At 42.4% G+C, this 24,625-nt stretch carries 20 protein-coding genes, 1 tRNA gene, 1 rRNA gene and 1 riboswitch; of the genes, 9 read left to right on the top strand and 13 right to left on the bottom strand.

What is annotated here, in order from left to right; all coding sequences use genetic code 11:
• Both K0625_RS11185 and pssA read right to left on the bottom strand, forming a co-directional pair.
• Window positions 1-120: ribosomal RNA gene (locus tag K0625_RS11185) — 16S ribosomal RNA — on the bottom strand; the annotation flags it as partial.
• Between the two features lie 594 nt (window positions 121-714).
• Window positions 715-1,497 carry a CDP-diacylglycerol--serine O-phosphatidyltransferase gene (pssA, locus tag K0625_RS11180; protein WP_220109757.1) on the bottom strand — a complete coding sequence of 261 codons (783 nt, stop codon included), beginning with the start codon at window positions 1,495-1,497 and terminating at the stop codon, window positions 715-717.
• Window positions 1,498-1,694: 197 nt separating this feature from the next.
• Here pssA and K0625_RS11175 point away from each other — a divergent pair, with 197 nt between their 5' ends.
• Window positions 1,695-2,147: a DUF4124 domain-containing protein gene (locus K0625_RS11175; RefSeq protein WP_220109756.1), complete on the top strand. Its 453-nt coding sequence runs from the start codon at window positions 1,695-1,697 to the stop codon at window positions 2,145-2,147.
• A gap of 74 nt (window positions 2,148-2,221) precedes the next feature.
• Here the strand turns inward: K0625_RS11175 and clpB are convergent, their stop codons facing one another.
• The 3 genes from clpB to rluD all read right to left on the bottom strand — a co-directional run bounded on the left by clpB (window position 2,222) and on the right by rluD (window position 6,693).
• Window positions 2,222-4,795 (bottom strand): ATP-dependent chaperone ClpB, encoded by a 2,574-nt coding sequence (gene clpB / locus K0625_RS11170; RefSeq protein ID WP_220109755.1) that lies wholly within the window; start codon window positions 4,793-4,795, stop codon window positions 2,222-2,224.
• Between the two features lie 104 nt (window positions 4,796-4,899).
• Entirely contained in the window at window positions 4,900-5,670 is a 771-nt protein-coding gene (gene pgeF, locus K0625_RS11165; protein WP_220109754.1) for a peptidoglycan editing factor PgeF, read from the bottom strand.
• A 51-nt stretch (window positions 5,671-5,721) separates the two neighbouring features.
• Window positions 5,722-6,693 (bottom strand): 23S rRNA pseudouridine(1911/1915/1917) synthase RluD, encoded by a 972-nt coding sequence (rluD, locus tag K0625_RS11160; protein ID WP_220109753.1) that lies wholly within the window; start codon window positions 6,691-6,693, stop codon window positions 5,722-5,724.
• Between the two features lie 122 nt (window positions 6,694-6,815).
• On the opposite strand from rluD, the gene K0625_RS11155 reads away from it, so the two are divergent.
• Both K0625_RS11155 and K0625_RS11150 read left to right on the top strand, forming a co-directional pair.
• The gene (locus tag K0625_RS11155; protein ID WP_220109752.1) at window positions 6,816-7,577 is read left to right on the top strand and encodes an outer membrane protein assembly factor BamD; all 762 of its coding nucleotides are present in this window, start codon (window positions 6,816-6,818) and stop codon (window positions 7,575-7,577) included.
• A 183-nt stretch (window positions 7,578-7,760) separates the two neighbouring features.
• Window positions 7,761-7,836 (top strand) — tRNA-Phe (locus tag K0625_RS11150).
• A gap of 86 nt (window positions 7,837-7,922) precedes the next feature.
• Here the strand turns inward: K0625_RS11150 and K0625_RS11145 are convergent.
• Together K0625_RS11145 and K0625_RS11140 are read right to left on the bottom strand one after the other, a co-directional pair.
• Window positions 7,923-9,503 (bottom strand): sensor domain-containing diguanylate cyclase, encoded by a 1,581-nt coding sequence (locus K0625_RS11145; protein WP_220109751.1) that lies wholly within the window; start codon window positions 9,501-9,503, stop codon window positions 7,923-7,925.
• 49 nt (window positions 9,504-9,552) lie between these two features.
• A complete protein-coding gene (locus tag K0625_RS11140; protein WP_220109750.1) occupies window positions 9,553-11,415 on the bottom strand; it encodes a methyl-accepting chemotaxis protein in 1,863 nt (620 codons plus the stop codon).
• Window positions 11,416-11,684: 269 nt separating this feature from the next.
• On the opposite strand from K0625_RS11140, the gene lhpI reads away from it, so the two are divergent.
• The 4 genes from lhpI (at window position 11,685) to K0625_RS11120 (ending at window position 14,852) form a co-directional block, all read left to right on the top strand.
• The gene (gene lhpI / locus K0625_RS11135; RefSeq protein WP_220109749.1) at window positions 11,685-12,641 is read left to right on the top strand and encodes a bifunctional Delta(1)-pyrroline-2-carboxylate/Delta(1)-piperideine-2-carboxylate reductase; all 957 of its coding nucleotides are present in this window, start codon (window positions 11,685-11,687) and stop codon (window positions 12,639-12,641) included.
• A 215-nt stretch (window positions 12,642-12,856) separates the two neighbouring features.
• Window positions 12,857-13,393, top strand: coding sequence for an RNA polymerase sigma factor (locus K0625_RS11130; RefSeq protein ID WP_220109748.1), 537 nt, complete (start codon window positions 12,857-12,859; stop codon window positions 13,391-13,393).
• Entirely contained in the window at window positions 13,393-13,908 is a 516-nt protein-coding gene (locus K0625_RS11125; RefSeq protein WP_220109747.1) for a hypothetical protein, read from the top strand. Before K0625_RS11130 ends, K0625_RS11125 begins: the two co-directional genes overlap by 1 nt.
• Window positions 13,905-14,852, top strand: coding sequence for a DUF4097 family beta strand repeat-containing protein (locus K0625_RS11120; protein ID WP_220109746.1), 948 nt, complete (start codon window positions 13,905-13,907; stop codon window positions 14,850-14,852). Before K0625_RS11125 ends, K0625_RS11120 begins: the two co-directional genes overlap by 4 nt.
• Window positions 14,853-14,905: 53 nt before the next feature.
• Here the strand turns inward: K0625_RS11120 and rsuA are convergent, their stop codons facing one another.
• Window positions 14,906-15,598, bottom strand: a complete 693-nt coding sequence (gene rsuA / locus K0625_RS11115; RefSeq protein ID WP_220109745.1) for a 16S rRNA pseudouridine(516) synthase RsuA — start codon at window positions 15,596-15,598, stop codon at window positions 14,906-14,908.
• A 145-nt stretch (window positions 15,599-15,743) separates the two neighbouring features.
• Window positions 15,744-18,038 carry a 5-methyltetrahydropteroyltriglutamate--homocysteine S-methyltransferase gene (metE, locus tag K0625_RS11110; protein WP_220109744.1) on the bottom strand — a complete coding sequence of 765 codons (2,295 nt, stop codon included), beginning with the start codon at window positions 18,036-18,038 and terminating at the stop codon, window positions 15,744-15,746.
• Between the two features lie 213 nt (window positions 18,039-18,251).
• Between metE and K0625_RS11105 the strand changes: the two genes are divergently transcribed.
• On the top strand, window positions 18,252-19,157 hold the full coding sequence (locus K0625_RS11105) for a LysR family transcriptional regulator (protein WP_220109743.1): 906 nt from the start codon (window positions 18,252-18,254) through the stop codon (window positions 19,155-19,157).
• Between the two features lie 103 nt (window positions 19,158-19,260).
• Here K0625_RS11105 and K0625_RS11100 read toward each other — a convergent pair whose 3' ends face one another.
• From K0625_RS11100 to K0625_RS11085, 4 genes are all read right to left on the bottom strand, one after another.
• The gene (locus K0625_RS11100) at window positions 19,261-19,989 is read right to left on the bottom strand and encodes an HDOD domain-containing protein (RefSeq protein ID WP_220109742.1); all 729 of its coding nucleotides are present in this window, start codon (window positions 19,987-19,989) and stop codon (window positions 19,261-19,263) included.
• Window positions 19,990-20,258: 269 nt separating this feature from the next.
• Window positions 20,259-20,882, bottom strand: a complete 624-nt coding sequence (locus tag K0625_RS11095) for a GDSL-type esterase/lipase family protein (RefSeq protein ID WP_220109741.1) — start codon at window positions 20,880-20,882, stop codon at window positions 20,259-20,261.
• 95 nt (window positions 20,883-20,977) lie between these two features.
• Window positions 20,978-22,888 (bottom strand): TonB-dependent receptor domain-containing protein, encoded by a 1,911-nt coding sequence (locus K0625_RS11090; RefSeq protein ID WP_232847033.1) that lies wholly within the window; start codon window positions 22,886-22,888, stop codon window positions 20,978-20,980.
• A 110-nt stretch (window positions 22,889-22,998) separates the two neighbouring features.
• Window positions 22,999-23,218, bottom strand: a riboswitch (cobalamin riboswitch).
• Window positions 23,219-23,373: 155 nt separating this feature from the next.
• Window positions 23,374-24,054, bottom strand: a complete 681-nt coding sequence (locus K0625_RS11085; protein WP_220109740.1) for a hypothetical protein — start codon at window positions 24,052-24,054, stop codon at window positions 23,374-23,376.
• 199 nt (window positions 24,055-24,253) lie between these two features.
• Between K0625_RS11085 and K0625_RS11080 the strand changes: the two genes are divergently transcribed.
• Window positions 24,254-24,625 carry a BlaI/MecI/CopY family transcriptional regulator gene (locus K0625_RS11080; protein ID WP_220109739.1) on the top strand — a complete coding sequence of 124 codons (372 nt, stop codon included), beginning with the start codon at window positions 24,254-24,256 and terminating at the stop codon, window positions 24,623-24,625.

Here is a 24,625-nt window from a genome sequence, read left to right as displayed (position 1 = left end):
ACTCACCCGTCCGCCGCTCGACAGCGAAAGTAGCAAGCTACTCTCCTGTTTCCGCTCGACTTGCATGTGTTAGGCCTGCCGCCAGCGTTCAATCTGAGCCATGATCAAACTCTTCAATTAAAGTTTTGTGTTCTCATCCGATTAAGAATGAAGAACGGCTCAACGAATACTTTGTTTATCACTTTAAAAAGTGATATCAAACTGTACATAAATTGTTGAAGCTATCACTCCAACTTATGAACACTCATTCATTGAGTAATATTTTGATTGCCGACATTCCGAAGAACAGAAGACAATTTCGAATAACTCAACACCTGTGAGTGCCCACACAGATTTCTTGTTTCAACTTGTTAAAGAACGTTCGCCGCTTTGGGCTAGGGATGCGTATTCTACGCTTTCCTTGCTCGACGTCAAGTGTTTATTTTAAGAAGTTTTAAACTTGCTTAACTTGATGCCTTAACACGCTTTCATCTATCGCTTGGCGATGCTGTTTACCGTGTCAGTGGGAGCGCATTATAGGGAGTGAAAACATTTACGCAAGGGCTTTTCGCTAAAAAATGTTTATTCGAGCAGTTTTAAAGCTTTATGGGCGTAAAACAGGCGAAAGTGGCTATTTACTCTGTTTTATTATTGAATAATATTGGAACTATGGCTAGAGATCAGCCGAGTAATGAATACAGAGGTAGACCAGCTTAGGTACTTAAACGTTTTACTTTACGCTGATGGACCATTGTCTTTTTCGTCACTTTTACCGGCCATACTAACACTCCTTTTTAGCCTACGTATGCTGTGGATGGTGACAATGGGTCCAGATAAAGCATAAAGATAAAAGATAAGACAAAGAATAAAAGCAGGCTCAATAGAGATAAGTACAAACACACCAACCATTAGCAGTATTGTCAAAAAGTTAACCTTTCCTCGCCAGTTAACATCTTTAAATGAATAATATCGAAAGTTACTCACCATCAATAAACCTAAAAGTGAAGTGAGCAAAGCTACCAACCAGCTTATCTCATCTCCCTTTATGCCATTCTCACTACCAAGCCATACGCTTCCAGCGATAACGGCAGCTGCACCAGGACTTGCTAGGCCTTGAAAATACTTTTTATCTTCAACACCAACTTGGGTATTGAATCTAGCCAATCGCAAAGCCGCGCCTGCACAAAAAATAAATGCAGCAAGCCAGCCTATTTTCCCTAACTCGAAAAGTCCCCAGTTATATGCGAGTAGAGCTGGCGCCACACCGAAAGAGACCATATCAGACATACTGTCATACTCTGCACCAAAGTCACTTTGAGTATTGGTCATTCTTGCGACCCTTCCATCAAGGCCATCCCATAACATGGCCACAAAAATCGCAATTGAAGCCAGTTCAAAGAAACCATTCATTGAAGCGATAACCGCATAGAAGCCAGAAAATAGTCCAGCGGTGGTAAAGAGATTTGGTAAAAGGTAGATCCCTTTTTTTCTCACCACCTCTTTATTTAATTTTTGCATAAAATAAAGCCACTAGTATCTTGTATGAAAAACTTACCATACATTAGTATAGATATTAGCAAGGGATCTCACTCCCTCTTTACAAGCTTTGGAATTATTTTAAGCTAACATCAAAGGTGTCACTTATATTTCGTTTGCATATCTATACTTATGGTTAACGGACTAATCTTATTACTTTTAATATAGGTTTACTGATAATGCTCATGTTCACAAAACTCATTTTGCTCTCTTTATCATTAACACTTACCTTTACTGTATCCGCGACAGTGATCCACAAATGGGTAGATAAAGATGGTGTCACTCATTACAGCCAACAACCACCTGAAAATACAGATACAGATTCAAGTAAACTCTACAGTGAAGATATAGAGCAGAAACCAATAGGCTTCATTCAGCCAAAAGTCAGAGAAAGTTCTGCTGCAGTACAAACTGAAGATGAGAAAAATGCTGAAGCAATAAGGAAGCAAAGCTCTGAGCAAGCGGCAGCTATTTGCGAAAATGCTAAGCAGAATTTAAACATCCTAACTTCACACTCTCGATTAAAGAGCAAAGATGAAAAAACTGGAGAGATGGTTTCAATGAGAGAGGAGGATAGACAGGAGCAGATAAGCACTCAAAAGGAGCGTATAAAGCTCTTTTGTAAAAAATAACCCCTCCTCACTTAACAAAACAGGCTCCTAAGAGCCTGTTTAATGTTCAAAGAATTAATAGTTAGAAGGCTAACTTACTGCTTAAATATTAGTTCCCCCTCTTCATTCTCAACGATAATGGGTTTACCCGGCACTAAGCTACCGCTTAGTATCTTCTGAGCTAACGGGTTCTCCACCTCTTGCTGTAAGGCACGTTTTAACGGCCGCGCACCATAGACAGGGTCAAACCCAGCTCTAGCAATAAAGGAAAGCGCTTCATCACTGATATCTAGCTCGTAATCTTTTTCCGCAAGACGTCGCATCAAAGATTCAATTTGGATTGAAGCAATATGTTCAATATGCTTTTCGCCCAAAGGATGAAACACTACAGTCTCATCAACTCGATTCAGAAACTCAGGTCTGAAGCTATGGACAACAACATTCATCACCTCTGACTTCATCTCATCATAGGATAGAGTCGAAAAGCGCTCCTGAATGATATCCGAGCCTAGGTTCGAGGTCATGATCACAACTGTATTTCTAAAATCTACGGTTCTACCTTGGCCATCGGTTAAGCGACCATCATCAAGTACCTGCAGCAAGATATTAAATACATCTGGGTGCGCCTTCTCAACTTCATCAAGTAAGATCACTGAGTAAGGTTTGCGTCTTACAGCTTCGGTTAGGTAGCCCCCCTCTTCATAGCCCACATATCCTGGAGGTGCCCCAAGCAGACGCGCAACAGAATGTTTTTCCATAAACTCTGACATATCGATACGCACTAATGCTGATTCGGTATCGAAGAGAAACTTAGCCAGTGACTTACACAGCTCAGTTTTCCCCACCCCTGTTGGGCCTAAAAACAGAAATGAACCAATTGGACGATCGGGATCTGATAGACCAGCTCGACTACGTCTAATCGCATTCGAGACCGCATCCACAGCTTCATTCTGGCCTATCACTTGGGTATGCAGAGCATCCTCCATATGCAGAAGCTTTTCTCGCTCACCTTCAAGCATCTTAGAAACAGGTATACCAGTGGCGCGAGATAGTACTTCAGCGATCTCCACATCCGTGACTTTATTTCTAAGTAAGGTCATCTCTTGCATCTCAGCTTGAGATGCTAAGTCTAGCTGCTTCTCTAACTCAGGAATGCGACCATACTGTAACTCAGACATACGAGTCAGATCACTGGCTCTGCGAGCAACATCGAGATCCAACCTCGCCTGCTCCAGATCCGACTTAATATGTTGAGTCCCAGCCAATGCGGCCTTCTCAGTTCGCCACACCTCATTTAGCTCAGAAGCCTTAATTTCAACTTCTCTTAGCTCTTTTCGTATAGTCAGCAGGCGACGCAGGCTAGCTTCATCAGCTTCTTTTGTAAGTGCTTGCTCCTCTAGCTTAAGCTGAATGGCACGACGCTCCAATTTATCCAGCGGCTCTGGTTTAGAGTCGATCTGAATTCGGATACTCGATGCAGCTTCATCGATAAGATCTATTGCTTTATCCGGTAGTTTCCTATCAGAAACATAACGATTCGACATGCTAGCAGCAGCAACAATCGCAGGATCAGTGATCTCAACATGGTGATGAAGCTCATAACGCTCTTTTAGACCACGTAAAATGGCCACAGTATCTTCAACGCTCGGCTCTTCGACCAAAACTTTTTGAAAGCGTCTTTCAAGTGCCGCATCTTTTTCAATATATTGACGATACTCATCTAAGGTCGTTGCGCCCACACAGTGAAGGTCACCACGTGCTAATGCAGGTTTAAGCATATTGCCCGCATCCATAGCACCATCACCTTTACCTGCGCCGACCATAGTATGCAGCTCATCGATAAAGAGGATCACTTGTCCCTCCTCTTGAGACAACTCATTGAGAACCGCTTTTAATCTTTCCTCAAATTCACCACGATATTTAGCCCCAGCAACTAACGAGCCCATGTCTAATGACAACACACGCTTGTTTTTTATCCCTTCGGGTACTTCACCATTAATGATCCGCTGAGCTAACCCCTCAACAATGGCGGTTTTCCCCACACCAGGCTCACCAATTAATACAGGATTGTTTTTACTTCTACGCTGTAACACCTGAATTGTACGGCGGATCTCATCATCACGCCCAATAACAGGATCGAGTTTCCCCTGCTCCGCACGCTCTGTCAGATCGACGGTAAACTTTTTAAGTGCTTGCCTTTGATCTTCCGCATTAGGATCGTCGATATTCTTTCCGGCACGTACCTGTTTTATCGTTTCTTCCATCAACTCTTTCGTTGCACCGGATTTTTTTAAGCTTTGAGCAAGCGTGTCGTTACCTTCAAGGGCGGCGAGTATAAACAACTCACTGGAGATATATTTATCTTTGCGTTTCTGAGAGAGTTTGTCGCATAGGTTCAACAGACGGATCAGAGATTGTGATAGCTGAATATCTCCTCCGGTTCCCTCCACCTTTGGTAAACGTTCCAACTCTTGACTAACCAAAGATCTCAGCGAACTAACATTAATGCCAGCCTGAGTTAATAATGGGTGAATAGAGCCATTATCTTGATTAAGTAAGGCCATCATAAGATGAATGGGTTCAATAAACTGATGATCACGACCTAGCGCGAGAGATTGCGCATCGGAAATTGCCGTTTGAAATTTATTGGTCATACGATCGAGTCGCATATAGCCTCCACAAACAAATGAAACATACCTGATTAACTAAAAGATGGGGGTTTTTAAGTATTTTTCAAGGTGTAGTGGATCTTTCTATGTGGAAGTTCCTTGTACTAAGTCAGCCAGATATATGAAGCCATTCGCCCCGTGATCTGCTCTTTGCGATAGGAGAAATAGTCAGGATGATTAAAAGTGCAGATGTCAGACAGGTAGATATCACTTACTCCAGCCAAGGTTAAACGTAACTTGGCAAGGCCCAGCAGATCCGCTAAGTATTTATCCTCACCATGAGGATCTGTTAGATGCTCTGAAATAGCGGATCTCTTCTTAATAAAAAATGGGTCCGCTTCTTTATGCTGGGAAAGAAAAAGCGCTCTCACTTCAGCCCCAACCTCAAACTGCTGTGGCCCTATAGCGGGGCCAAGATAAGCGATAAGCTCATCGTTTTGGCAATCAAATTTTTCCAACGCAGCTTCAATAATACCATTACACAGACCTTTCCAACCTGCGTGCACTGCTGCAACTTGAGTACCGGATTTATCACACAAAAGCACAGGTAAACAGTCAGCGGTCATCACCACGCACACTTGAGAGCGAGAGCAGCTATAGCTCCCATCGGCATCTTGTACTGAGCGATTGTCAGCATTAACGATATGAGTACTGTGAATTTGATTTAACCAGGCGGGTAAAACAGGAAGCTGTAAGCGCTCTTGAACGAGCGCTCGATTTACTAGCACATCCTCACTGACATCCCCCACATGCAAGCCCAAATTCAAGCTTGCATAGGGAGCACGGCTCACACCACCTTTACGAGTAGTGAAAGCGATATTAACGTTAGCTGGGATATGCCAGCCTCTATCTTTAATCACATTTTTATCAATCATAAATAAGTGTTACTTATTCATAATCTTAATGAGAAATAAAGTAGAGCACATTTAAACAGCCACAGGATTATCTTCAGTGTCTTTTCTTAGCGCTCTTGTCAGGGTAACCATATCTTCAGGAACAGGTGCCTGCCAACTCATAATTTCAAAGGTATATGGATGCGCTAGCTCAAGTCTAATCGCATGCAGAGCTTGACGTTTAAAGCCCATGTAAGTTTCAAAAAACTCGGGCGTCACACCTTTAGGAGGACGAGGACGACCACCATAAACAGGATCTCCCACTAAGGTATGTCCAATATGAGACATATGCACACGAATTTGGTGAGTACGGCCAGACTCAAGACGTAGTCTCAAACGAGTATGAGCTCTGAATTTCTCAGCAACTCGGTAGTGTGTCATCGCAGGCTTACCGTTATGTACGACTGCCATGTGAGTACGCTTAGTTGGGTGACGGTCGATAGGCTCATCCACAGTACCACCTGAGATCAAGGTTCCTAAAACAACCGCTTCATATTCACGAGTGATCTCACGAGCTTGCAACGCAGAAACCAGATGAGTCTGAGCCTCAACAGTTTTAGCAACAACCATCAAACCTGTCGTATCTTTATCCAAACGGTGAACAATACCCGCACGAGGCACCAGCTCTATTCCTGGACAATGATGAAGCAAAGCGTTCATCAAGGTACCATCTTGGTTACCCGCGCCAGGGTGAACAACCAGTCCCGCTTGCTTATTGATAACAATAATATGGTCATCTTCATAAACAATGTCCAAATCTATCGCTTGCGCTTTAGCCGCGGTCTCTTCCTTAAGTGTCGCTTCAATGGCAATCTCTTGCCCTTCAAGCACTTTTTCTCTAGGTTTTGTTGAAACAACGCCATCAATGTAAACCCAACCAGCTTGGATCCACTCTTTGATGCGTGTACGGGAGTAATCAGGATACAATTCAGCCAAAGTTTGGTCTAATCTTTGGCCTGTTTGTGTTGCTGTTATCTCGCTTTTTAGATTAATCTCTAGTGTCATAGGAACCGTCCCCGCTTTTCGGGGTCATAAAAAGTGTATAATCTGTTACAATCGAATTGTTTCTATTTTATCTTGAAATGAAAAAATTCCTAACTATAACTTTAAAAGAATCGAATTTAAGTATGCATACATTTGTTAAAGGTGCGGTAATAGGCCTGTTTTCACTGGCAATAACAGCCTGTAGTAGTAATCAAGAAGATCAGTTGAAGACTAGCAAATCCTCTCCTGATGTACTGTATTCACAAGCAAGAACCTCTATGGAGCTAGGTAACTACAGTAAAGCAGTGCGCTCATTAGAGGCATTAGACTCTCGTTATCCGTTCGGTCCACATAAAACTCAAGTACAACTCGATCTTATCTACGCCTATTATAAGCTAGATGACCCTGCTTCGGGTATCGCTAATATAGATCGCTTTATCAGACTCAACCCAACACACAAAAATATCGACTATGTCTACTATATGCGTGGCCTAGTTAATATGCAGTCAGATAACTATATGTTCCACGATATGCTCAATATTGACCGAACTGATAGAGATCCTAAAGTGGCTCAGGATGCATTTAAAGATTTTGATCGCTTAATTAAGTCATACCCAAACAGTAAATATGCGCCCGATGCGGCTAAACGTATGCAGCAGCTGAAAAACCGTTTGGCGAAATACTCAATCAACGTGGCTGAATACTATATTAAAATGAACGCTTGGAGTGCTGCAGCGACTCGAGCACAGTCGGTCATGGAAACTTTCCCAGGTACTCCGTCAACAGAGCGTGCGTTAGAGATAATGTCTATCGCCTACGGTGAACTTGGACAAGCTAAGCTAAAAGAGAATGTATTGTCGGTGATGAAGGCAAACTTCCCAAATAATTCAGCACTTTCAAACTAAAAATCTCATTAAGTTTGGCGACTAAGTTTAAAAGCTCCGTTTTCGGAGCTTTTTTGTTTTCGGCCTAAAACTGTATCATTTCACACCAGATAGCGCGAAAGATGTTCACTTGATAGAGAAATAACGAATTATTCAAAAAACTTGTTGACTCAAAAGCGCAAAAGCCTTTTAATGCACCCCGTTGCCCGAATAGCTCAGTCGGTAGAGCAGAGGATTGAAAATCCTCGTGTCCCTGGTTCGATTCCGGGTTCGGGCACCAATTTTCTCTTTAATCATTCCTTGATTAATACTACGAACCAAATATCTTCCTTATTTTTACTAATCCCAACTTTTATTTTTCACTCTCTATTTTACTAACTTTAGTTGCTGCTCTTTAGCATACTCAAGCTTAATCTGATTTCGCCCAGACATCTTTGCTTCATAAAGTTGTGCATCTGCTTGACCTATCATCATCTCCCAAGTCATATCGGAAAATGAGGGGGAATATCTCTCATATAACACGCCTCCAATACTCACTGTCACTCTTTTACCGTGAGAAGCTTCTGGATGATAGAGATTTAGCTCCCACACCTGCTTTAACATTCTTTTTGATAACAGCTCCATCTGAGCAATGTTATCTCCATGGATCACCACACAAAACTCCTCTCCACCATAGCGAGTTAATAACTCACCTCTTCTTCGACACTCCAGAAGTAGAGTTTGCGCAATGGTCAAAATCGCCTTATCTCCAGCTAAATGCCCCTGGGTATCGTTGTAAGCTTTAAAGTTATCAATATCTACCATCAAGAAACCTATCAGCCCTTTCCCTTCAGACCATTGTTCATGAGCCCTCTGAGCAAACACCTCTAAACTGCGACGATTTGCCACTCCGGTCAAAGGATCCTTATAAGATAAGGATTCAAGGTAGTTTTGATGCCGCTCTAACTTCTCAACAACTTGGTTAAATGAAAGGGAAAGCTTCACTATCTCGTCAATATGCCAACCGGTTTTCATCTTTATCAATTTCCCGCTATCAATCATCTTCTTTAACACCTTATTGGCGGAGCGAAGCGGCTTTAAGATCATAATAGAGATAGGGATAATCGTGCCCAATGAAACAAGCACAAGGGTAAAAAATAACACAGCTGATTCTGGGGTAAAAAGAGATGGAGACAAGCTTTTGTCATGGGTAACGGAGATTTTCAAAGCGGGAATACCAAACACATCATTAAGTAACCACATATGCTGTCGGGCTAACGAGTCGATAGAGGGAACAGCATCAAAGGTTTCTATACCATCATACTCTTTGGTCGGATCAAGCATATCCAGACTAAAATTAACTAAACTAAGCTGCTGTATCTCCTCTGTTAACTCACTATTAATTGCTCTAACCATCATAAGGCTTCCCACCACTTCCCCCTCTTCATCGGAGGGTAAAACAGAGGTATTACTAAAGTAGACAACACTTTGTCCAAGATGTATTAACCCATTTCGGGTTGTAGGCACAGCTTTCTCAATGGCCTTAAGATCAGGTAACACAGAGCCTATCCAAGTTTTATTATTTTTAGGTAAGGTATTGGGAAGTAACTTTTCACTGCTACTATAGTGCCATAGCAGATCTCCATCGGTGTTAAATAAATATGCACCATCAATATTCGCAGCTTCAAATGCATTACTGCTTAAATTTGACCGACTAAAAGCTTCGTCTCTCACAGCAACAAAGCCAACCATCTCATCCCACACAGAGTAGTCATAACACAGCACATCTAAGTTGCGTTGCGCAAACTTAATTCCCGTCTGAACAGCGAGTAACTCCCTCTCCTGTTGAGAACGTACCTCAGATTCAATCGCTGGTAGATAAACAAGGTAGTAGAGCACACTTGCCAGTGAAAATGACACTAGCAGTAAAGCTAAGCCTAGAAAACTTAAAAAATGGTTTAATTTCATTAATCTTACCCATTTAATTCCTCTACTAAGCTTAGTCTACTGATCAGAATTAGACCTTAAATAGGCTTACCGCACTGTGTAACAGATCTGCACGCCCCTTAACCTCTTCAGAAGCTTGCGCATTCTCGTTAGCCGTTGTTGCAGACTCTTGCGCAATATCTCGAATAATCACCACGTTTTTATTCACCTCAGAGGCGACCATACTCTGCTCCTCTATCGCAGCCGCTATCTGAGTGCTCATATCCATAATGTTGGTGACATCTAAGTTAATCTGTTGCAGTAAAGTGCCAGCAGAAGCGGCTTGCTCTGCACTCTCGCTCCCTTGTTTCTCTGTCGCTGTCATTAACTCTACAATGGATCGAGTTCTAGACTGTAAGGTCTCAATAATGCTCGCAATCTCCTCTGTAGACTCTTGCGTTCTCATCGCCAGACTACGCACCTCATCGGCCACAACTGCAAAACCTCTTCCCTGCTCACCGGCTCTAGCTGCTTCAATAGCTGCATTAAGCGCAAGTAAATTCGTTTGCTCGGCAATACCTCGGATAACATCCAAAACACTGCCAATCGTTTTACTATCTTTTTCAAGTTCGCCCACGACTTTCGAAGAGCTATTGAGCTGCTCTGCCAGAGATTGAATCTTCTCTATTGTTTGTTCTACTCCGCGTTGGCCTTCAAGGGCATTGGTATGAGTATTTCCAGCGCGCTCTGCTGCCAACTCAGTATTCTTAGCGATCTCGTCTATCGTCGCCCCCATCTCAGTGATCGCCGTCGCCACCATATCGGTTTCATTTAACTGTTGAGCCACCCCTTCTGACGCTTTAACAGAGTTTAGAGACAACTCTGAGCAAGAGTGAGTCATGCTCTCTACCGACTCATTTACCTCTTCAATTAGACGTTGAAAACTATCCAGCATACTATTGAAATGCTTTGCAACTTGGCTAATCTCATCGTCGGCATCAGCATCACAGCGGATCGTCAAATCTTTGTTTTTCTCAATATCAGAAATAGCACTACTCAGTTGTGTCACCGGCTCCATGATGCTGCGGATCACAAAAAGAGTAAAAGCAATCAAAATAACGGCGATAACACAGAAAAGCACAAAGCCTAAAGTGATTGATGACTCCTCTGCATCGGCAATGGCAGTAAGTGATTGCTCCTTTAATCTCACTAAGTTTGAGTCTGCAGCCCTGATAGCATCACGCAGTATTCCCATCTCACCATCATTTTGGGTTAACCCTAGGGCCTGCTCTTTGGAAACCAATAACGCAAAATCCCTTTGATAACTGGCCATCAACTCAGATACTTTCCCCTTACCAGTATTGTCGATGCTTGAATTATTAAGTTCACTTTCAAATAGTTGAATATTATTATTAAACTTGTCCACATACCCCATGCTTCTACGAAGCATAAAATCTTTCTCATTTCGTCTTAACTGCAGCATGATCACCATCAGCTCAGCTTGTTTATACTCTTTGACTATGGACTCAACATTACGAACAGCTTCTCTTAATCCACCATATAAGCCAGTTTTGGGCGTTAATCCAATCTCTTTTTGAAGTACAACGACGTTTTGGAATGATTCCTGATAAAACTCTAGACTCTTTTCAAACCCATTTAACTCAGAGACTGGAATACTATTGCTATCGAAGATCTCCCTTAAAGACTCAATCTCACTATTCATCTCCTCTACATTAAGTTTATGTTTTTCCAAATAACTAAAATCTAAACGGGCAAAAAAATCTTTCTCGTCTTTACGAAGACTCAATACCTCTTTTTCTAGTTTTATCACTCCTTGAGCAGCATATGATAACTCCTGTTGAACACCACTGGAGTACCGCTGTAATGAAAACATAGCTACCAAAGCAACAATTGAAACCGCTGCACTGAGCATTAATTTATGACGGATAAGCATATTGAGATCCCTAAAATTCAAGCAAACTAACTAAAAGTTAGTGATGTAAAACAAATAAAACTAAAAAGAAAACATGACACATGTTCAACCCTGTGTTTATCTTGGTTATCGGCCACAAAGCCAGCATCATTAACTTATTTTAATACAAAAACAACATAAAGAATCATAAACATGGAAATGATCTACACCTTCCACTATTCAGCTCCTTTTTAGTTGCAGTATTTATTCAAAAGCGATCTTGGTATACAATATTCAAAAAAGGAAGATATATGATTGTCATCAATGCAGAAGAAGTACATCACACACTTAACTTTCCAGTGCTTATTGCCGAGCTTAGAGATACTTTCTCAAAACCTGCCGGTATGCCCCAAAGGCAAGTGTATTCACTAGATGAAGCCACTTCACACAGTGATGCCTTCGCCGTACTTCCCTCATGGAATGAGAAAGCCATTGCAGTCAAGGCTTTTACCTATTTCCCTGAAAATCCAGTAAAAGATCAGCAACTAGAAAGCCTATATTCAAAAATAATGATCTTTGACCGCAAAACAGGCGTTCCTCAAGCTTTAGTCGATGGTACGAGTGTCACTTATTGGCGCACTGCCGCGATTTCAGCTTTAGGCAGTAGTTATTTATCCCGTAAGGACTCCAATAAATTACTCATTTTTGGTACAGGTAATCTCGCCTCATTTATGGCTCTCGCCCACGCCAGTGTACGCCCTATCACTCAAATTACGGTTTGGGGTCGAAATCAAGATAAAGCTCAGGCAACTATTGAGAAGATCCGTAATAAGCGACCCGATATTGAAGTTACCCTCAGCAAGAACCTAGAGCACAGTGTCCGTGAGGCAGATATCATTAGCTGTGCAACGGGCTCTCCAACCCCATTGTTTAACAGTGACTGGGTAACACCTGGCACCCACACGGACTTTGTTGGCAACCATAATCAGGATAGACGTGAGTGTGATAGCAAGCTTATCTTGAGATCGGCTGTATACGTTGATTCTAAAATTAATGTTTTTGCAGAAGCGGGAGAGTTGCTGATCCCTGTGTCAGAGGGAGAGTATCAATTAGAGAGTGTAAAAGGAGAACTTGCTCAACTCTGTAAAGGTGAAATACAGGGGCGAGAAGATGAACAGCAGATAACCCTGTTCAAAACTGTAGGTACTGCTCTGGCGGATCTTGTGGGCGCACAACTGGTTTATTCACAACTGAAACATCACTTCTAAAACATAGTTTTCATATGATGAGGGAGTACTCCCTCATTCAAAATAACCTCCCTAATACTTTCCTACCTTACTCAGCTCTCGCTAAATGGTCAGATACTTAATGTAATTGGTATAGATGTAATAACATTGTAAAAAGTTTTAAACTCATTCAAACCTTTTCCCCTCTTGCCTATGTCTAATAGATATCTAAGAAAAATAAACACAAGGAACAAAATTTGAGTGCACAGATAGCGTTTATCAAACCTTGTGAAGCCTCAGAAAAAGATCTGATTGAACTGGCTCAACAAGGTGACAAAAAAGCATTTAAACACCTCTATGCTCTCCATCATAAGCGGGTATATGGGCTCTGTTTCAGACTGTCAGGACAACACTATTTAGCTGAAGAAGCGACTCAAGAAACGTTTGTGCGCTTATGGCAGAAACTACCTCAGTTTAGAGGTGACAGCCAGTTTTCAACTTGGCTACATAGCATGACGGTGAATCAAGCCCTTAGTAGCATTAAAAAACACAAGAGTTTTTGGGCTCGACTCTCTCCTCTCTCTGAACAAGTAGAGCTTAAAGGTGATGAGATGGAGTACCAGGCACTGGACAAGCACCTGCTTAAACTGCCTGAACGAGCCAGAATTGTTTTTGTACTATTTGCTGTTGAGGGTTACCAACATCATGAAATAGCACACAAACTCAACATAGCTCAAGGCACCAGTAAGGCGCAGTATCACAGAGCAAGAAAATTACTTCAGGAGATGATCTGATGAGTAATAACGATGAACAACTCGATAAAATGGTATCGAAATTACCTAAGGCTCTCTCGCCTAAAACCGACCTATGGCCGGAGATAGAGAAGCGATTAGATGCACCTGTGGGTAAACACACAAACCATTGGCGTACTTTGGCTCTAGCCAGCGTCATCATTATTGGCGCTCTTTTAGGGCTACAGCAGATAAACAAACCGACCAATATCGATCCCAACCAAGCCCTGCTCGCCAGTATTGATAACATTCAGATGCAACACGCCAACCAAGTGGCGGAGTTACAGATGATGGGGCAAAAAGTGGATTGGCAATCTAGCCCTTTTAGCTCTCCTGTTGAAACAGGCATAAAACAATTAAGGCAAGCAGCAAAAGAGATATATCAATCGCTCAAACTTAACCCCACAGATCAACAACTCTGGGAGCTGTGGCTATGGACACAATCAAGAGAGATAGAGCTGTTAACACAGGCTCAATCCCTTCCTGTTTTACAAAATCAAAATGGAGATACCATATGATAATTAAACACCTTTCAAGATGCCTATTACTCCCACTAGTTTTAGTGAGCCAGTTTGCACTGGCAAGCGAATCTATCGATAAACAGATAAAGGTAGATAAGGGACTAAACCTCAATATCAAAGTGTTAAGAGGCTATGTAACAATCCAAAGCTGGGATAAGCAAGAGGTCAGTATTCAGGGTTCTTTAGATGAACTCAGCGAGGGGTTTATCGTCGAGCACCAAGGTAGTGAGCTCACCCTTGAAGATAAGATGCCAAGGCAGTTTAATGGCAAAAATAAAGAGGGTTCATCGCTCACCTTTAAGGTTCCTCGCTCACTAAATCTAACGGTAAGCGGACTCTCTGCCGACTATAAAGTGACTCAAGTACAAGGAGATATCTCTATCAACTCTATCAGTGGTAGCGTAAACCTTGACAGTTTAGAGAAACAGATACATATAAAAACGGTGTCTGGAGACATCAATGCCACAGCGCTCAAGGGAGAGATAAGTTTACACACAGTATCTGGGAACATCATAGATAAGCAAAGTAAAGGAGAGGTCAGCTACAAACTAGTCAGCGGGGAGCTCACAGCTAGCTCCCTAGCCAAAGAGGTCACAATTGAACAAGTTTCCGGTGATACCAATATTAAGTTAGCAAGCCTCAACTCACTCGCAGTAAGAACAATTAGTGGGGAGGTCGAACTTACAGCTAGTTCTATCTCAGATAGAGCCACTTTAAGCAGCGTCAGTGGTGACCTAGAGTTAACTTTAAACAGTGACATTGATGCTAGATTTAAGATCAATGGAGGTCCAGGTGGAAGAATCAATAACGAACTAACCTCGGATAAACCAAGCAAGGAGAAGTACTCCCCTAGCTCATACCTAAAGTTTACACTCGGCGACGCCCTTGCCGATATTGATATATCAACGATCAGTGGTGAGGTAACGCTAAAAAAACACTAAACATGAGATAAAGCGATGCCCTCATTTGAGGGCATCATGCATATCAGTATTGTTTAACGAACCGATTTTATCTCAGCTTCCGTTAAATAACGCCACTCACCAGAGGCAAGATCTTCATCTAACTCTATCTCCCCAACACTTTCACGGTGAAGCTTGGTAACGCAGTTACCGACTGCCGCCAGCATACGCTTTACTTGGTGATACTTACCTTCAGTAATGGTAAGACGTGCTTGATGAGAGCCTAAAATCTCCAAAATCGCAGGTTTCGTTAAGCCATCTTCATTATTCAACTGAAGGCCTAAGGCAAACTCCTCTACCCACTCCTGTTTTAGTGGTTCAGCCGTTTCTAAAAGGTACCGTTTACCGCACTCCTTCTTAGGGGAAGTTATCTTGTGGGACCATTGACCGTCATTGGTGATCAACACAAGTCCTGTCGTATCCACATCCAAGCGACCTGCGATATGCAGTTCGTCAGCTTTAACCACATCGAGTAAACCTAAGACTGAAGGGTACTCCTCATCTATGGTCGAACAGATGGTATCAAGGGGCTTATTTAGCATAATAAAGCGTGGACCTATCACACTTAACGGCTCCCCTTCTAAACAGATCACCTGCTTATCGGTTACTTTAAACCCCGAATCTTTGATGACCTTACCATCACAGGTCACATCACCTCTATGTAGTGCTTTCTTCGCTAAAGAGCGGGTAAGTGAAGTCGACTCGCAGATATATTTGTCTAAACGCACAATGAATACTCAGGATAACTATCTTAATGGGCGACATTATGAAGCCCATGCTACAAAAAAGACAGAAGATCTCACGCTTACTTTAACAAACAGATGCGCTATGGAATCCCATTTCGTCCACAACAGATCTGATTGACCAATCATCTTAACCTAAGCGCCTTCTAAGCACTTTAGTGGCTTGAACCAGATTCTGCAGCGCAGGCTCAACCTCATCCCAAGTGCGAGTTTTAAGGCCACAGTCAGGGTTAACCCAAAGCTGACGAACAGGGATCTTACGGGCTGCTTTTTCAATCAATATCACCATCTCATCCACGGTTGGCGTATTGGGTGTGTGAATATCATACACACCAGGACCAATCTCATTGGGATACTCAAAATCTTCAAATGCCGTTAACAGCTCCATTCTTGAGCGGGAAGTCTCGATGGTTATCACATCCGCATCCATGGCTGCTATCGCAGCTATGGTCTCATTAAATTCGCTGTAACACATATGGGTATGAATTTGTGTTTCATCTGCCACCCCAGCAGCACTGAGCTTAAATGCATCCACTGCCCAGTTAAGGTAATGCTCCCAATCAGCTTTCTTAAGTGGTAAGCCTTCACGAAATGCAGGCTCATCGATCTGAATTATTCCAATTCCTGCATTTTGAAGATCGACCACCTCATCACGAATCGCCAAGCCTATCTGTGTGGCTATCTGTTCACGGCTAATATCTTCACGAGCAAATGACCAATGTAAAATCGTCACAGGGCCAGTTAGCATGCCTTTAACTGGTTTCTCCGTCAGGCTTTGAGCATATTCGGCCCACTCGACAGTCATGGCATTGGGTCGAGACACATCACCATAAATAAGCGGTGGTTTAACACAGCGAGAACCGTAACTCTGTACCCAACCAAACTGAGTAAAACCAAAGCCCTCTAGCTGCTCACCGAAGTATTCAACCATATCATTTCGCTCAGCTTCGCCATGAACCAGCACATCTATTCCCAACTTTAACTGACGCTCGATTGTGTCCTTGGTAACTTGCTGAAGCTGTTGGTTATAAAAATCTTCACTGATCTCATCTTTACGCCAGCGATTTCTAAGCCCTCGGATTGCAGGTGTTTGTGGGAATGAACCTATGGTTGTTGTTGGTAACAGGGGTAACTGAAACTTATCCTGTTGTAACTGCTGGCGATGAATAAAGGCTGTGTCTCTCTCATAATCCCTCTCTCCTAAGCCATTAACTCTCTCTATCACCTGCTGATCAGCTGCTGCATCACGGGCATTACGGCGCTCAATACAGCTAGCCACAATTTGTTGAGACTCTTCACTATTGGGTGAACTCAGCAAGGTATTAATCTGCGCTAACTCAACTAACTTCTGCTTAGCGAAAGCTAACTGCTGCTTAAGCGCGGGTTCAAGTTTGGTCTCCATATCGAGATCCACAGGAGTATGCAGCAGTGAACATGAGGGAGCTAGCCAGATCCGAGTTTTAAGATCATTGGCAACCACAGCAAGACGTTCACTAATCAGATCCGTATCCGCAGCCCAAACATTACGTCCGTTAACCACCCCCAACGACAGGACCTGATCCTCTCTTAAATGAGGTAAAAAAAGTGACAACTGCTCAGGTGCTGTCACAAGATCTAGATGAATAGCTGCAACTGGCAACGCCGATACGAGTGTTTGATGATGCCCTATGCTGCCATAGTAACTCGCTAGCAGAATATTCAAGTTTCTGTTTTGAAGAAGCTGATAAGCCGAAGTAATCGCTTCTTGCCATTCACTGTCTAGCTCTAATGCTAAAACAGGCTCATCAAGCTGAACCCACTGCACACCTTGCCCACTAAAGCGGTTTAAAATTTGTTCGTAAGCGATTAAAAGCTGTGGCAACAGAGATAATTTGTCGAAATCCCTCCCCACTGACTTAGCAAGATAAAGGTAGCTTACAGGGCCCAATAGAACAGGTTTCGCTTGATAACCTAATGCTTGTGCCTCACTCACTTCATCAAATAACTGCTCATACGCAATGCTAAATTGCTGTTCTTCAGTCAACTCAGGAACAATATAGTGATAATTAGTATTAAAATATTTAGTCATCTCAGCCGCTGGCGCTTCTTTACCCGTTGGCGCACGGCCGCGGGCAACCCTAAAGAGCGTATCCAAGCCTATCTCTCCTGATGTCGTCTCACTCTCATCACGGTGACGCTCAGGAATAGCATTTAAAGTCGCACTAAGAGTGAGTACCTGATCATAATAAGCAAAATCTCCCACTGGCAGCAGAGTTACCCCTGCATCTGCTTGCCACTTCCAATGAGTGCTTCGTAGCCCTTTAGCCACAGACTTAAGTTCCTCTTGAGTTAACTCTCCTCGCCAATATTTCTCTTGAGCAAATTTCAATTCACGCTGACGACCGATACGGGGAAATCCTAAACTGGCGATTTTTACGGTTTGCATATTGTATACCTTTTACTTTAATATGAGCAAAATTCAGAGTAAACGCGACAAGTGGACGAGTGAGGATGATGTGGTTTGAGCACCAACATCAATAATTGAACACCTAGGCGTCTGGACGTCTAGAAGTGTATTATGATAGTCTAATCTGAAACAAGGGAATAGATTTCAAGCACAACATGAATGAAACTCATGTAGAAATGGATAGAGAATATTATGATAGAGCTTAGACACTTACGTACACTTGTGGCCCTTAAAGAGAGCGGAAGCCTTGCTGGTGCGGCCAAGAAGCGCTTTGTAACTCAATCCGCTCTATCTCACCAAATCAAAGAGTTAGAAACCAGAATCAACTCCTCTATTTTCATCAGAAAAAGTAAACCTCTTGCTTTTACACAAGAGGGGGCAAGGTTGCTAAACCTAGCAGAGGAGATACTGCCTAAGGTGATAGAAACAGAATATGATCTTAAGCAGGGCTTAAATGAGGGGGGAAACCAACTTGAGGTTGGTATCGAATGTCATAGCTGCTTTCGCTGGTTAATGCCAGTCATGGAACAATTCAGAACAGCATTTCCCCAAGTTAATTTAGAGCTCTCCAGCCGTCATCTGTTCGACTCACTCAACGCGCTGGAGATGGGCGAACTGGATGTGGTATTAACTTCAGATCCTGTCCCTGGGCAAGCCCTTGCCTACCAACACCTATTTGACTTCGAAGTTAAACTCGTGGTTTCCAAAGACCACCCCCTTGCTAAACTTGAGTATGTCACTGCCCAACAACTTGAAAAGCAGACAATCATCAGCTATCCAGTGCCCCTTGAAAGGCTAGATCTATATCGTCACTTTATGGAACCTGCGGGGGTTGAAGCCGGCGAGCAACTCCATTGCGATCTCACTATGATGTTACTACAGCGCATCGCTTGTAGAGATGGCGTTGCCGCATTGCCAACCTGGTCAATCAGTGAGTCTTATGGCCTCAATTTAACTTCGGTAAAATTAGGTGCCGAAGGGCTTAAACGCCCGCTTTTCGGCGCGTACAGAAAAGATGGCTGCAATGTCAGGTTAGCGCAAAATTGGCTAACATTAGTCGCAAATGAAGGTTTAGCTAAACAGCATAAATTGAATTAAGTACAAGAGAGCCAGAAACTCAAGATTGGGCTTGGAAAGTAGCGAGTAGCGAGCAAACCTTGTTGCTCGTAACTCGCTACTCGAATCTTTATACTTATTGGTATTATAATGGGTTAAGTAGCTGATTTCTCATCGATAATACACGTCTTAACACTAACCCTGGAGAGTTAGGGTTACTGGTTTGACGAAGGTTATGCGCAATCATAAACTCCTCTTGTAGCTCCTCATCTAACCCTAAAGAGTCGAAAGCTTCTATCGTTAAAGTTTGTTTCTGATTATCAATAAGCGACTTGATAATGCTCAGAGGAAAAGACTCCTCAGATTCAGCATTAAGGTACGCAAATGCCGTCAATGCGATAATCTCACCAAACACACTAAAAAGCGCTAAGGTTTGCACCTCATCAGGATTAATATCTACTCCTAACATCTGATGCAAACTATCGACAGCATTACTCGCAATATTTTCTGTTAATGCCCAATACCCTTGCACCAATTTCTTATAGGGTTGTGGCAGCTCATCCAAACGCTCTTTAAGGTAAAAGGTAAACGCATAACGATAGATATTAACCTGACCTAATCTGACCAAGGCATCTTTTAGTGAACGATTTTTCGAGCGATTAGCATCGGCATTCATAGCCGAATTGCTACGCCATAACATATGTGCAGCGAGTGCAGGATCTGAGGAGACGATATCGATGACATTTCGAATATCACCATCAGCAATGATGGCTTTTTTAAGGGGGATCAAAATGCCACGACGACCAATGACTTGCTCTTCGTTACTAATGATCGCTCGTACTTGAGTGAATACTTGATGCTCAAGATCTGTCATGGGAAATTTAACCTAATTTATTATTATACAAGTCGCTAACTCTTATCAGGGAATTTACCCATAAAAAGCCTGTCAGGGTCAAGCTCATTTCACGTAAATGGCGACTTTACCTCTTTTTTCTACTCTTAATTGGGCCAACTCCCAAATTAACCTACCTTAAAGGTGTGTAAATAAAGTAACCGATACTGTATAAGCATATACCACCAAACGCTCAATTTACACAAATAGCGGCCTGTACATAACCTTACTCCTCTCAGCTTTGAGATAAGTTATAACGCGCCAGCCTCAATAAGTTTCAGATGAATCGCTTCAGCTAAAGCCCGGTAACCTGCTCGGTTAAGATGAATAGTATCAGATTTCATCTGGGGACTTTTTAGTAGCTCAGTCAGCTCATTTTTGAGCAAAATTAGCCCATAGGTTTCAGCTAGCTCTTCATAGATATCACTAGGAGATAGAAAGATACTTTTCTCAGGAACAGCTATTAATAACACAGGGATAGAGTAAGAGTGTGCCAACTCAATCATTTTTGCTAAATTCGCTTTAGCCACGTCGGGTGGTGTACTGCGTAAAAAATCATTTCCGCCTTCAAGTAATATTAACAAGTCAGGTGAATGCTCCATTAATTGAACATCTAACCTTATTAACCCTTGTGCAGTTGTTTCCCCTGAGACACCTGCATTGATCACATACCTTCCGGACAACTCAGCAAGCACCGCAGGATAATCCTCACCACTGTTAACGCCTTTGCCATAGGTCAGGCTATCACCAAATGCTAAGATCTCAGCATCTGCAGCAAGTGGCTCAAGTTTAGGGCCAGAGCAAGCTTGTAAGCATAATAGTGAGAAAATAATAGTTAACCGAGCAAATTGGCGATATATCAATGAGAGGTACATTTCAAAGTCTCTTTCTATTTATTCCAATTAATAACGTAAAAAGCCAGATACTTGATCTGGCTTTAGTTTCAATTTCTAAATTCCAATCGCACTATCTAGAACGCTTGGTAATTCACACTAAAGAAAAACTCTCTTCCAGGACTAAAGTAGTTTTGCGCAGAAATAACCTCTTCATCGAACAGGTTATTCGCCTTTAAACGAAAACTCCATGCATCATCTAACTGATAACCAATACTAAGGTCCAACTGATGAGTGGCATCAAAGTAATTTTTTGAGCCAGCGTAACGTTTACCTTGGTAGTGGTAATTAGCCAATAGATCAACTTGCTCCCAAGCATAACTAACCTGGTAGTTAAACTCATTTTCGCTGCGGCCAATGAGCTCATCATCGGTTTGCTTATTTTCCGCATCTAGGAAGGTGTAAGCTACCTGATGTTCGAGGTTAAACACGCTAAAGTTAGCAGAGAGTTCAACACCTTGAATTTTAGCTTCATTAACATTGGCAGGCTTCCAGATATCAAAACCATACTCATCTTTCTCACCTGTTGGTCCCCAAGCAATTAGGTTATCAATGCTGTTTTCAAATAGACTAATGTAAGCACGAATGTCACTTGCTTGATAGTGCAAAGTCAGATCGTAGCTTTTAGCTGTTTCTGAAATCAGATCTGGATTACCGGAATCTGGCCAGTATAAGTCATTAAAGGTCGGCGCTTTAAAAGCTGTACCAGTTGATGCCGCCAAGCGCCACTCTTCAGTCAGCTGGTAAGCGAGGCTGGCGTTGTAAGACACTTCACTATCAATGTTTTCTACATCATCATAACGCACCGCAACTTCTGCAAGTAGTTGGCTCCACTGCTTCTGCGCAAGTATATAGGCCCCAAAAATATCACGTTCATCTTGAGCGTAATCGCCTTTAACCGCTTCGTTTGACCAATCAACACCACCAGTGAAGGTTAAATCATTAGCCGCTAGATATTGGTTACTCCAGTTAATTTGATCGCGCTTGGTTTCAAATACTGAAACCGGCACCATGATATCGTCGCCACGGAAGTTTTCATTCGCATCACTAAACTGGCTTAATGCCAACTTACTGGTAAATTGCTCATTGCTGTACTGCGCAGCAAGATTCCAAAGGTAATTATCAAAGTCAGACTCATCGGCAGACCCAAACGCATAGATATCATCGTATTGGGTATTGCCTTTATCATACTGACCATTCCAAAGTGCTTGCCAGTTTTGATTAATTTGCTGAGAGCCTTTTAACGATAAAGAGGTGCGGTTATAACCGTCATCGTCATTTTCAACCGGTGCGCCATTGTAGACATCGTATCCATCAGACTGTTCATGGTTAACAGCAAGCGTTGTGCTGCCATTACCATGGCTCATACCTGTGCCAAACGAGCCGCGAATGTAATCGTTGCTGCCATATTCTGCACCAGCAAACCACTCACCATCTTTTAACTGACGAGTAAAAATTTGAATCACGCCACCAATTGCGTCGCTGCCCCAAACTGATGCACGAGGTCCTTTTAACACTTCGATACGCTCAATGTTTTCAGGTGAAAGCGTATTAAAGCTGACGGTGCCTAGCGTTGCTGAACCGACTTTTATGCCATCGATTAGCACTAATACATGGTTTGAATTGCTACCGCGAACGCTAACCGATACTGCCTGACCCGCACCACCGTTGCGTGAAATGCTGACTCCTGGCAATGTTTCTAACACATCGGCAACCGACTTAGGATTAAGACGTGCGATCTCTTCACGTTCAATAGTGTTGATAACAGTAAGCTGCTGATCGGCGGTTCTGTCAAAACGTGAGCCCGTTACAGTGATCTTTTCATCAACTTTGACAGTATTGGCAGTAACGTCTTCGGCCATAGCCGAATATGAAGATAAGCTGATGATACTGCTCACTAACAGTGCAACTTGAGATAATTTGATTGAGCCTTTATTAGACTTTTTACGAGTCTGTTTAATAGACTCTTTAATAGATAATGTACCCATTTTTCCTTTAACTCCTGAAGGGAAAACGGGGCAAAAATGTCACGAATAGAGTTGATTGAGCTCAAATGATTGAAGCTTTCTATCGCATTTCGAGATCTGCCCGCCGAAATCTCAAAATCATCAAATGGGCCGGTCTCCGGACTTAGGTATTGCTGCATCTCCTAAAGAAAAGCAGCACAAGTTCAGACTTTTTTAACACCCATTATCTTGCCGATAAAACAGGCGCGCCTAACTCTTACCATTCACCGTTGCGGGGGCAGTGCCAGATTTCCACAGGCTTCCCGATTATCCCTCCCTCTCCCATTAAAATCCGACTTAATAAAATCTTGGGATAAGCTCAGGCACCACAAAAGATTGACTAAAACTTGTATAGAATATCACCAGCGCTAATACAGCGTAAGGTGAGCGCGGCATTATAGACGTCTACACGGATAAAAGTCTAACCTTTGATTGACAAGATCGTAACCTCCCCTCAAAAAGCATGGCTATCGACTGAGGCCATAAGGAGCAATTGTTGCCATAAACTCTCGGTAGTTAGCTGACTCTAAAGGTGGTGTCTCTGCATTAAACACCTCTCCTCGCATAGATTGGTGTAACAGATACATATCTTGCTCACCTGATATCGCCGTGTAATGCCCTATTTCACCTTTAGGATCGGATAAATATGATTTTGCATTAAACTGAGTTGCTTTATGAGTATTTGGCATATGAGAGCAACCGATAATGGCAGTAAACCCTGAATACCCATCGATATCGCTTTCACCTAATTTTTGATAGGTGATCTCTCCCGTGCAGTTTTCCTGATAGGTCGCAGCAATCGAATCTAAAAAAGTTTCAGGCGAAAAGCTATCTGCTAATCCCTTAAAACCTTGTACACAAAACAGCGATGACCAATCTCTCAATTCATCAGAAACTGGCGTAAACTCAGCAGAAAACATGGTGTTTTGCTTCTCTGAAAAAGCTAATTTCCAACCTTCGGGAAGTGTAAAACTCAATTTTTGATCAAAAATTGAGAGTTTATGGTTGTGAGCAATGGAGCCTGTTAAGCCAGTACTACTCCCACCTAATGCAGACGGAGTCACCATAGCGCTTATCAAAACAACACCAGCTAATAGCTGAATGCCTCCTTGTTTGCCGCTCTTCTTTGGCGGGTTATAACAAAACATATAATACCTAGCATCCTTGTTTAGGTGTGTTTAATCATTATTTTACCCTGAGCTTAAAGTCGAGATAAAGCCTTTGGTTACAATTTATCAATATATGTTAAATAAAACACTTGACCATTATGATTACAGGTGTAATCTTAACAACTAAAGATTACACTCGTAATCATAATAAAGGTTAAATTTGTTTCAGGAGATGGCCATGAAAGAGATCAGTAATTCCGAATTAGCAGTGCTCAATCTACTCTGGCACTCATCCCCTATGAGTTCATCAGAGGTCGTTGCTCAACTTGATAAGAGCAAGCAGTGGCATGAGAAAACAGTCAAAACTTTGCTCAATCGACTCGTGAAAAAAGAGGCTATTGGGTTTGAAAAGCAGGGACGCTCATACCTCTATCATCCACTTATAGATCAAGGGGAGTTTCAGCTTAAAGAGAGTCAATCTTTCATAGAGAGAGTCTTTTCAGGCAAGTTAACCCCCTTAGTTGCTGGATTCGCGAAGGAGAATAAGCTCAGCTCTGATGATATCGCTGAGTTAAAACAACTTATCGATAACTGGGAAGAGGAGAAGTGA

Source organism: Shewanella nanhaiensis (genome assembly GCF_019457885.1).
Classification (GTDB): Bacteria; Pseudomonadota; Gammaproteobacteria; order Enterobacterales; family Shewanellaceae; genus Shewanella; species Shewanella nanhaiensis.
Note: the sequence above shows the minus strand (reverse complement) of the source record. Positions and strands in the feature narration are given on the sequence as shown.

Excerpts from the sequence above, each read along its gene's own strand:
- pssA (WP_220109757.1), bottom strand. The coding sequence starts at position 1,497 with ATGCAAAAATTAAATAAAGAGGTGGTGAGAAAAAAAGGGATCTACCTT.
- K0625_RS11175 (WP_220109756.1), top strand. The coding sequence starts at position 1,695 with ATGCTCATGTTCACAAAACTCATTTTGCTCTCTTTATCATTAACACTT.
- clpB (WP_220109755.1), bottom strand. The coding sequence starts at position 4,795 with ATGCGACTCGATCGTATGACCAATAAATTTCAAACGGCAATTTCCGAT.
- pgeF (WP_220109754.1), bottom strand. The coding sequence starts at position 5,670 with ATGATTGATAAAAATGTGATTAAAGATAGAGGCTGGCATATCCCAGCT.
- rluD (WP_220109753.1), bottom strand. The coding sequence starts at position 6,693 with ATGACACTAGAGATTAATCTAAAAAGCGAGATAACAGCAACACAAACA.
- K0625_RS11155 (WP_220109752.1), top strand. The coding sequence starts at position 6,816 with ATGCATACATTTGTTAAAGGTGCGGTAATAGGCCTGTTTTCACTGGCA.
- K0625_RS11145 (WP_220109751.1), bottom strand. The coding sequence starts at position 9,503 with ATGAAATTAAACCATTTTTTAAGTTTTCTAGGCTTAGCTTTACTGCTA.
- K0625_RS11140 (WP_220109750.1), bottom strand. The coding sequence starts at position 11,415 with ATGCTTATCCGTCATAAATTAATGCTCAGTGCAGCGGTTTCAATTGTT.
- lhpI (WP_220109749.1), top strand. The coding sequence starts at position 11,685 with ATGATTGTCATCAATGCAGAAGAAGTACATCACACACTTAACTTTCCA.
- K0625_RS11125 (WP_220109747.1), top strand. The coding sequence starts at position 13,393 with ATGAGTAATAACGATGAACAACTCGATAAAATGGTATCGAAATTACCT.
- K0625_RS11120 (WP_220109746.1), top strand. The coding sequence starts at position 13,905 with ATGATAATTAAACACCTTTCAAGATGCCTATTACTCCCACTAGTTTTA.
- metE (WP_220109744.1), bottom strand. The coding sequence starts at position 18,038 with ATGCAAACCGTAAAAATCGCCAGTTTAGGATTTCCCCGTATCGGTCGT.
- K0625_RS11105 (WP_220109743.1), top strand. The coding sequence starts at position 18,252 with ATGATAGAGCTTAGACACTTACGTACACTTGTGGCCCTTAAAGAGAGC.
- K0625_RS11100 (WP_220109742.1), bottom strand. The coding sequence starts at position 19,989 with ATGACAGATCTTGAGCATCAAGTATTCACTCAAGTACGAGCGATCATT.
- K0625_RS11095 (WP_220109741.1), bottom strand. The coding sequence starts at position 20,882 with ATGTACCTCTCATTGATATATCGCCAATTTGCTCGGTTAACTATTATT.
- K0625_RS11090 (WP_232847033.1), bottom strand. The coding sequence starts at position 22,888 with ATGGGTACATTATCTATTAAAGAGTCTATTAAACAGACTCGTAAAAAG.
- K0625_RS11085 (WP_220109740.1), bottom strand. The coding sequence starts at position 24,054 with ATGTTTTGTTATAACCCGCCAAAGAAGAGCGGCAAACAAGGAGGCATT.
- K0625_RS11080 (WP_220109739.1), top strand. The coding sequence starts at position 24,254 with ATGAAAGAGATCAGTAATTCCGAATTAGCAGTGCTCAATCTACTCTGG.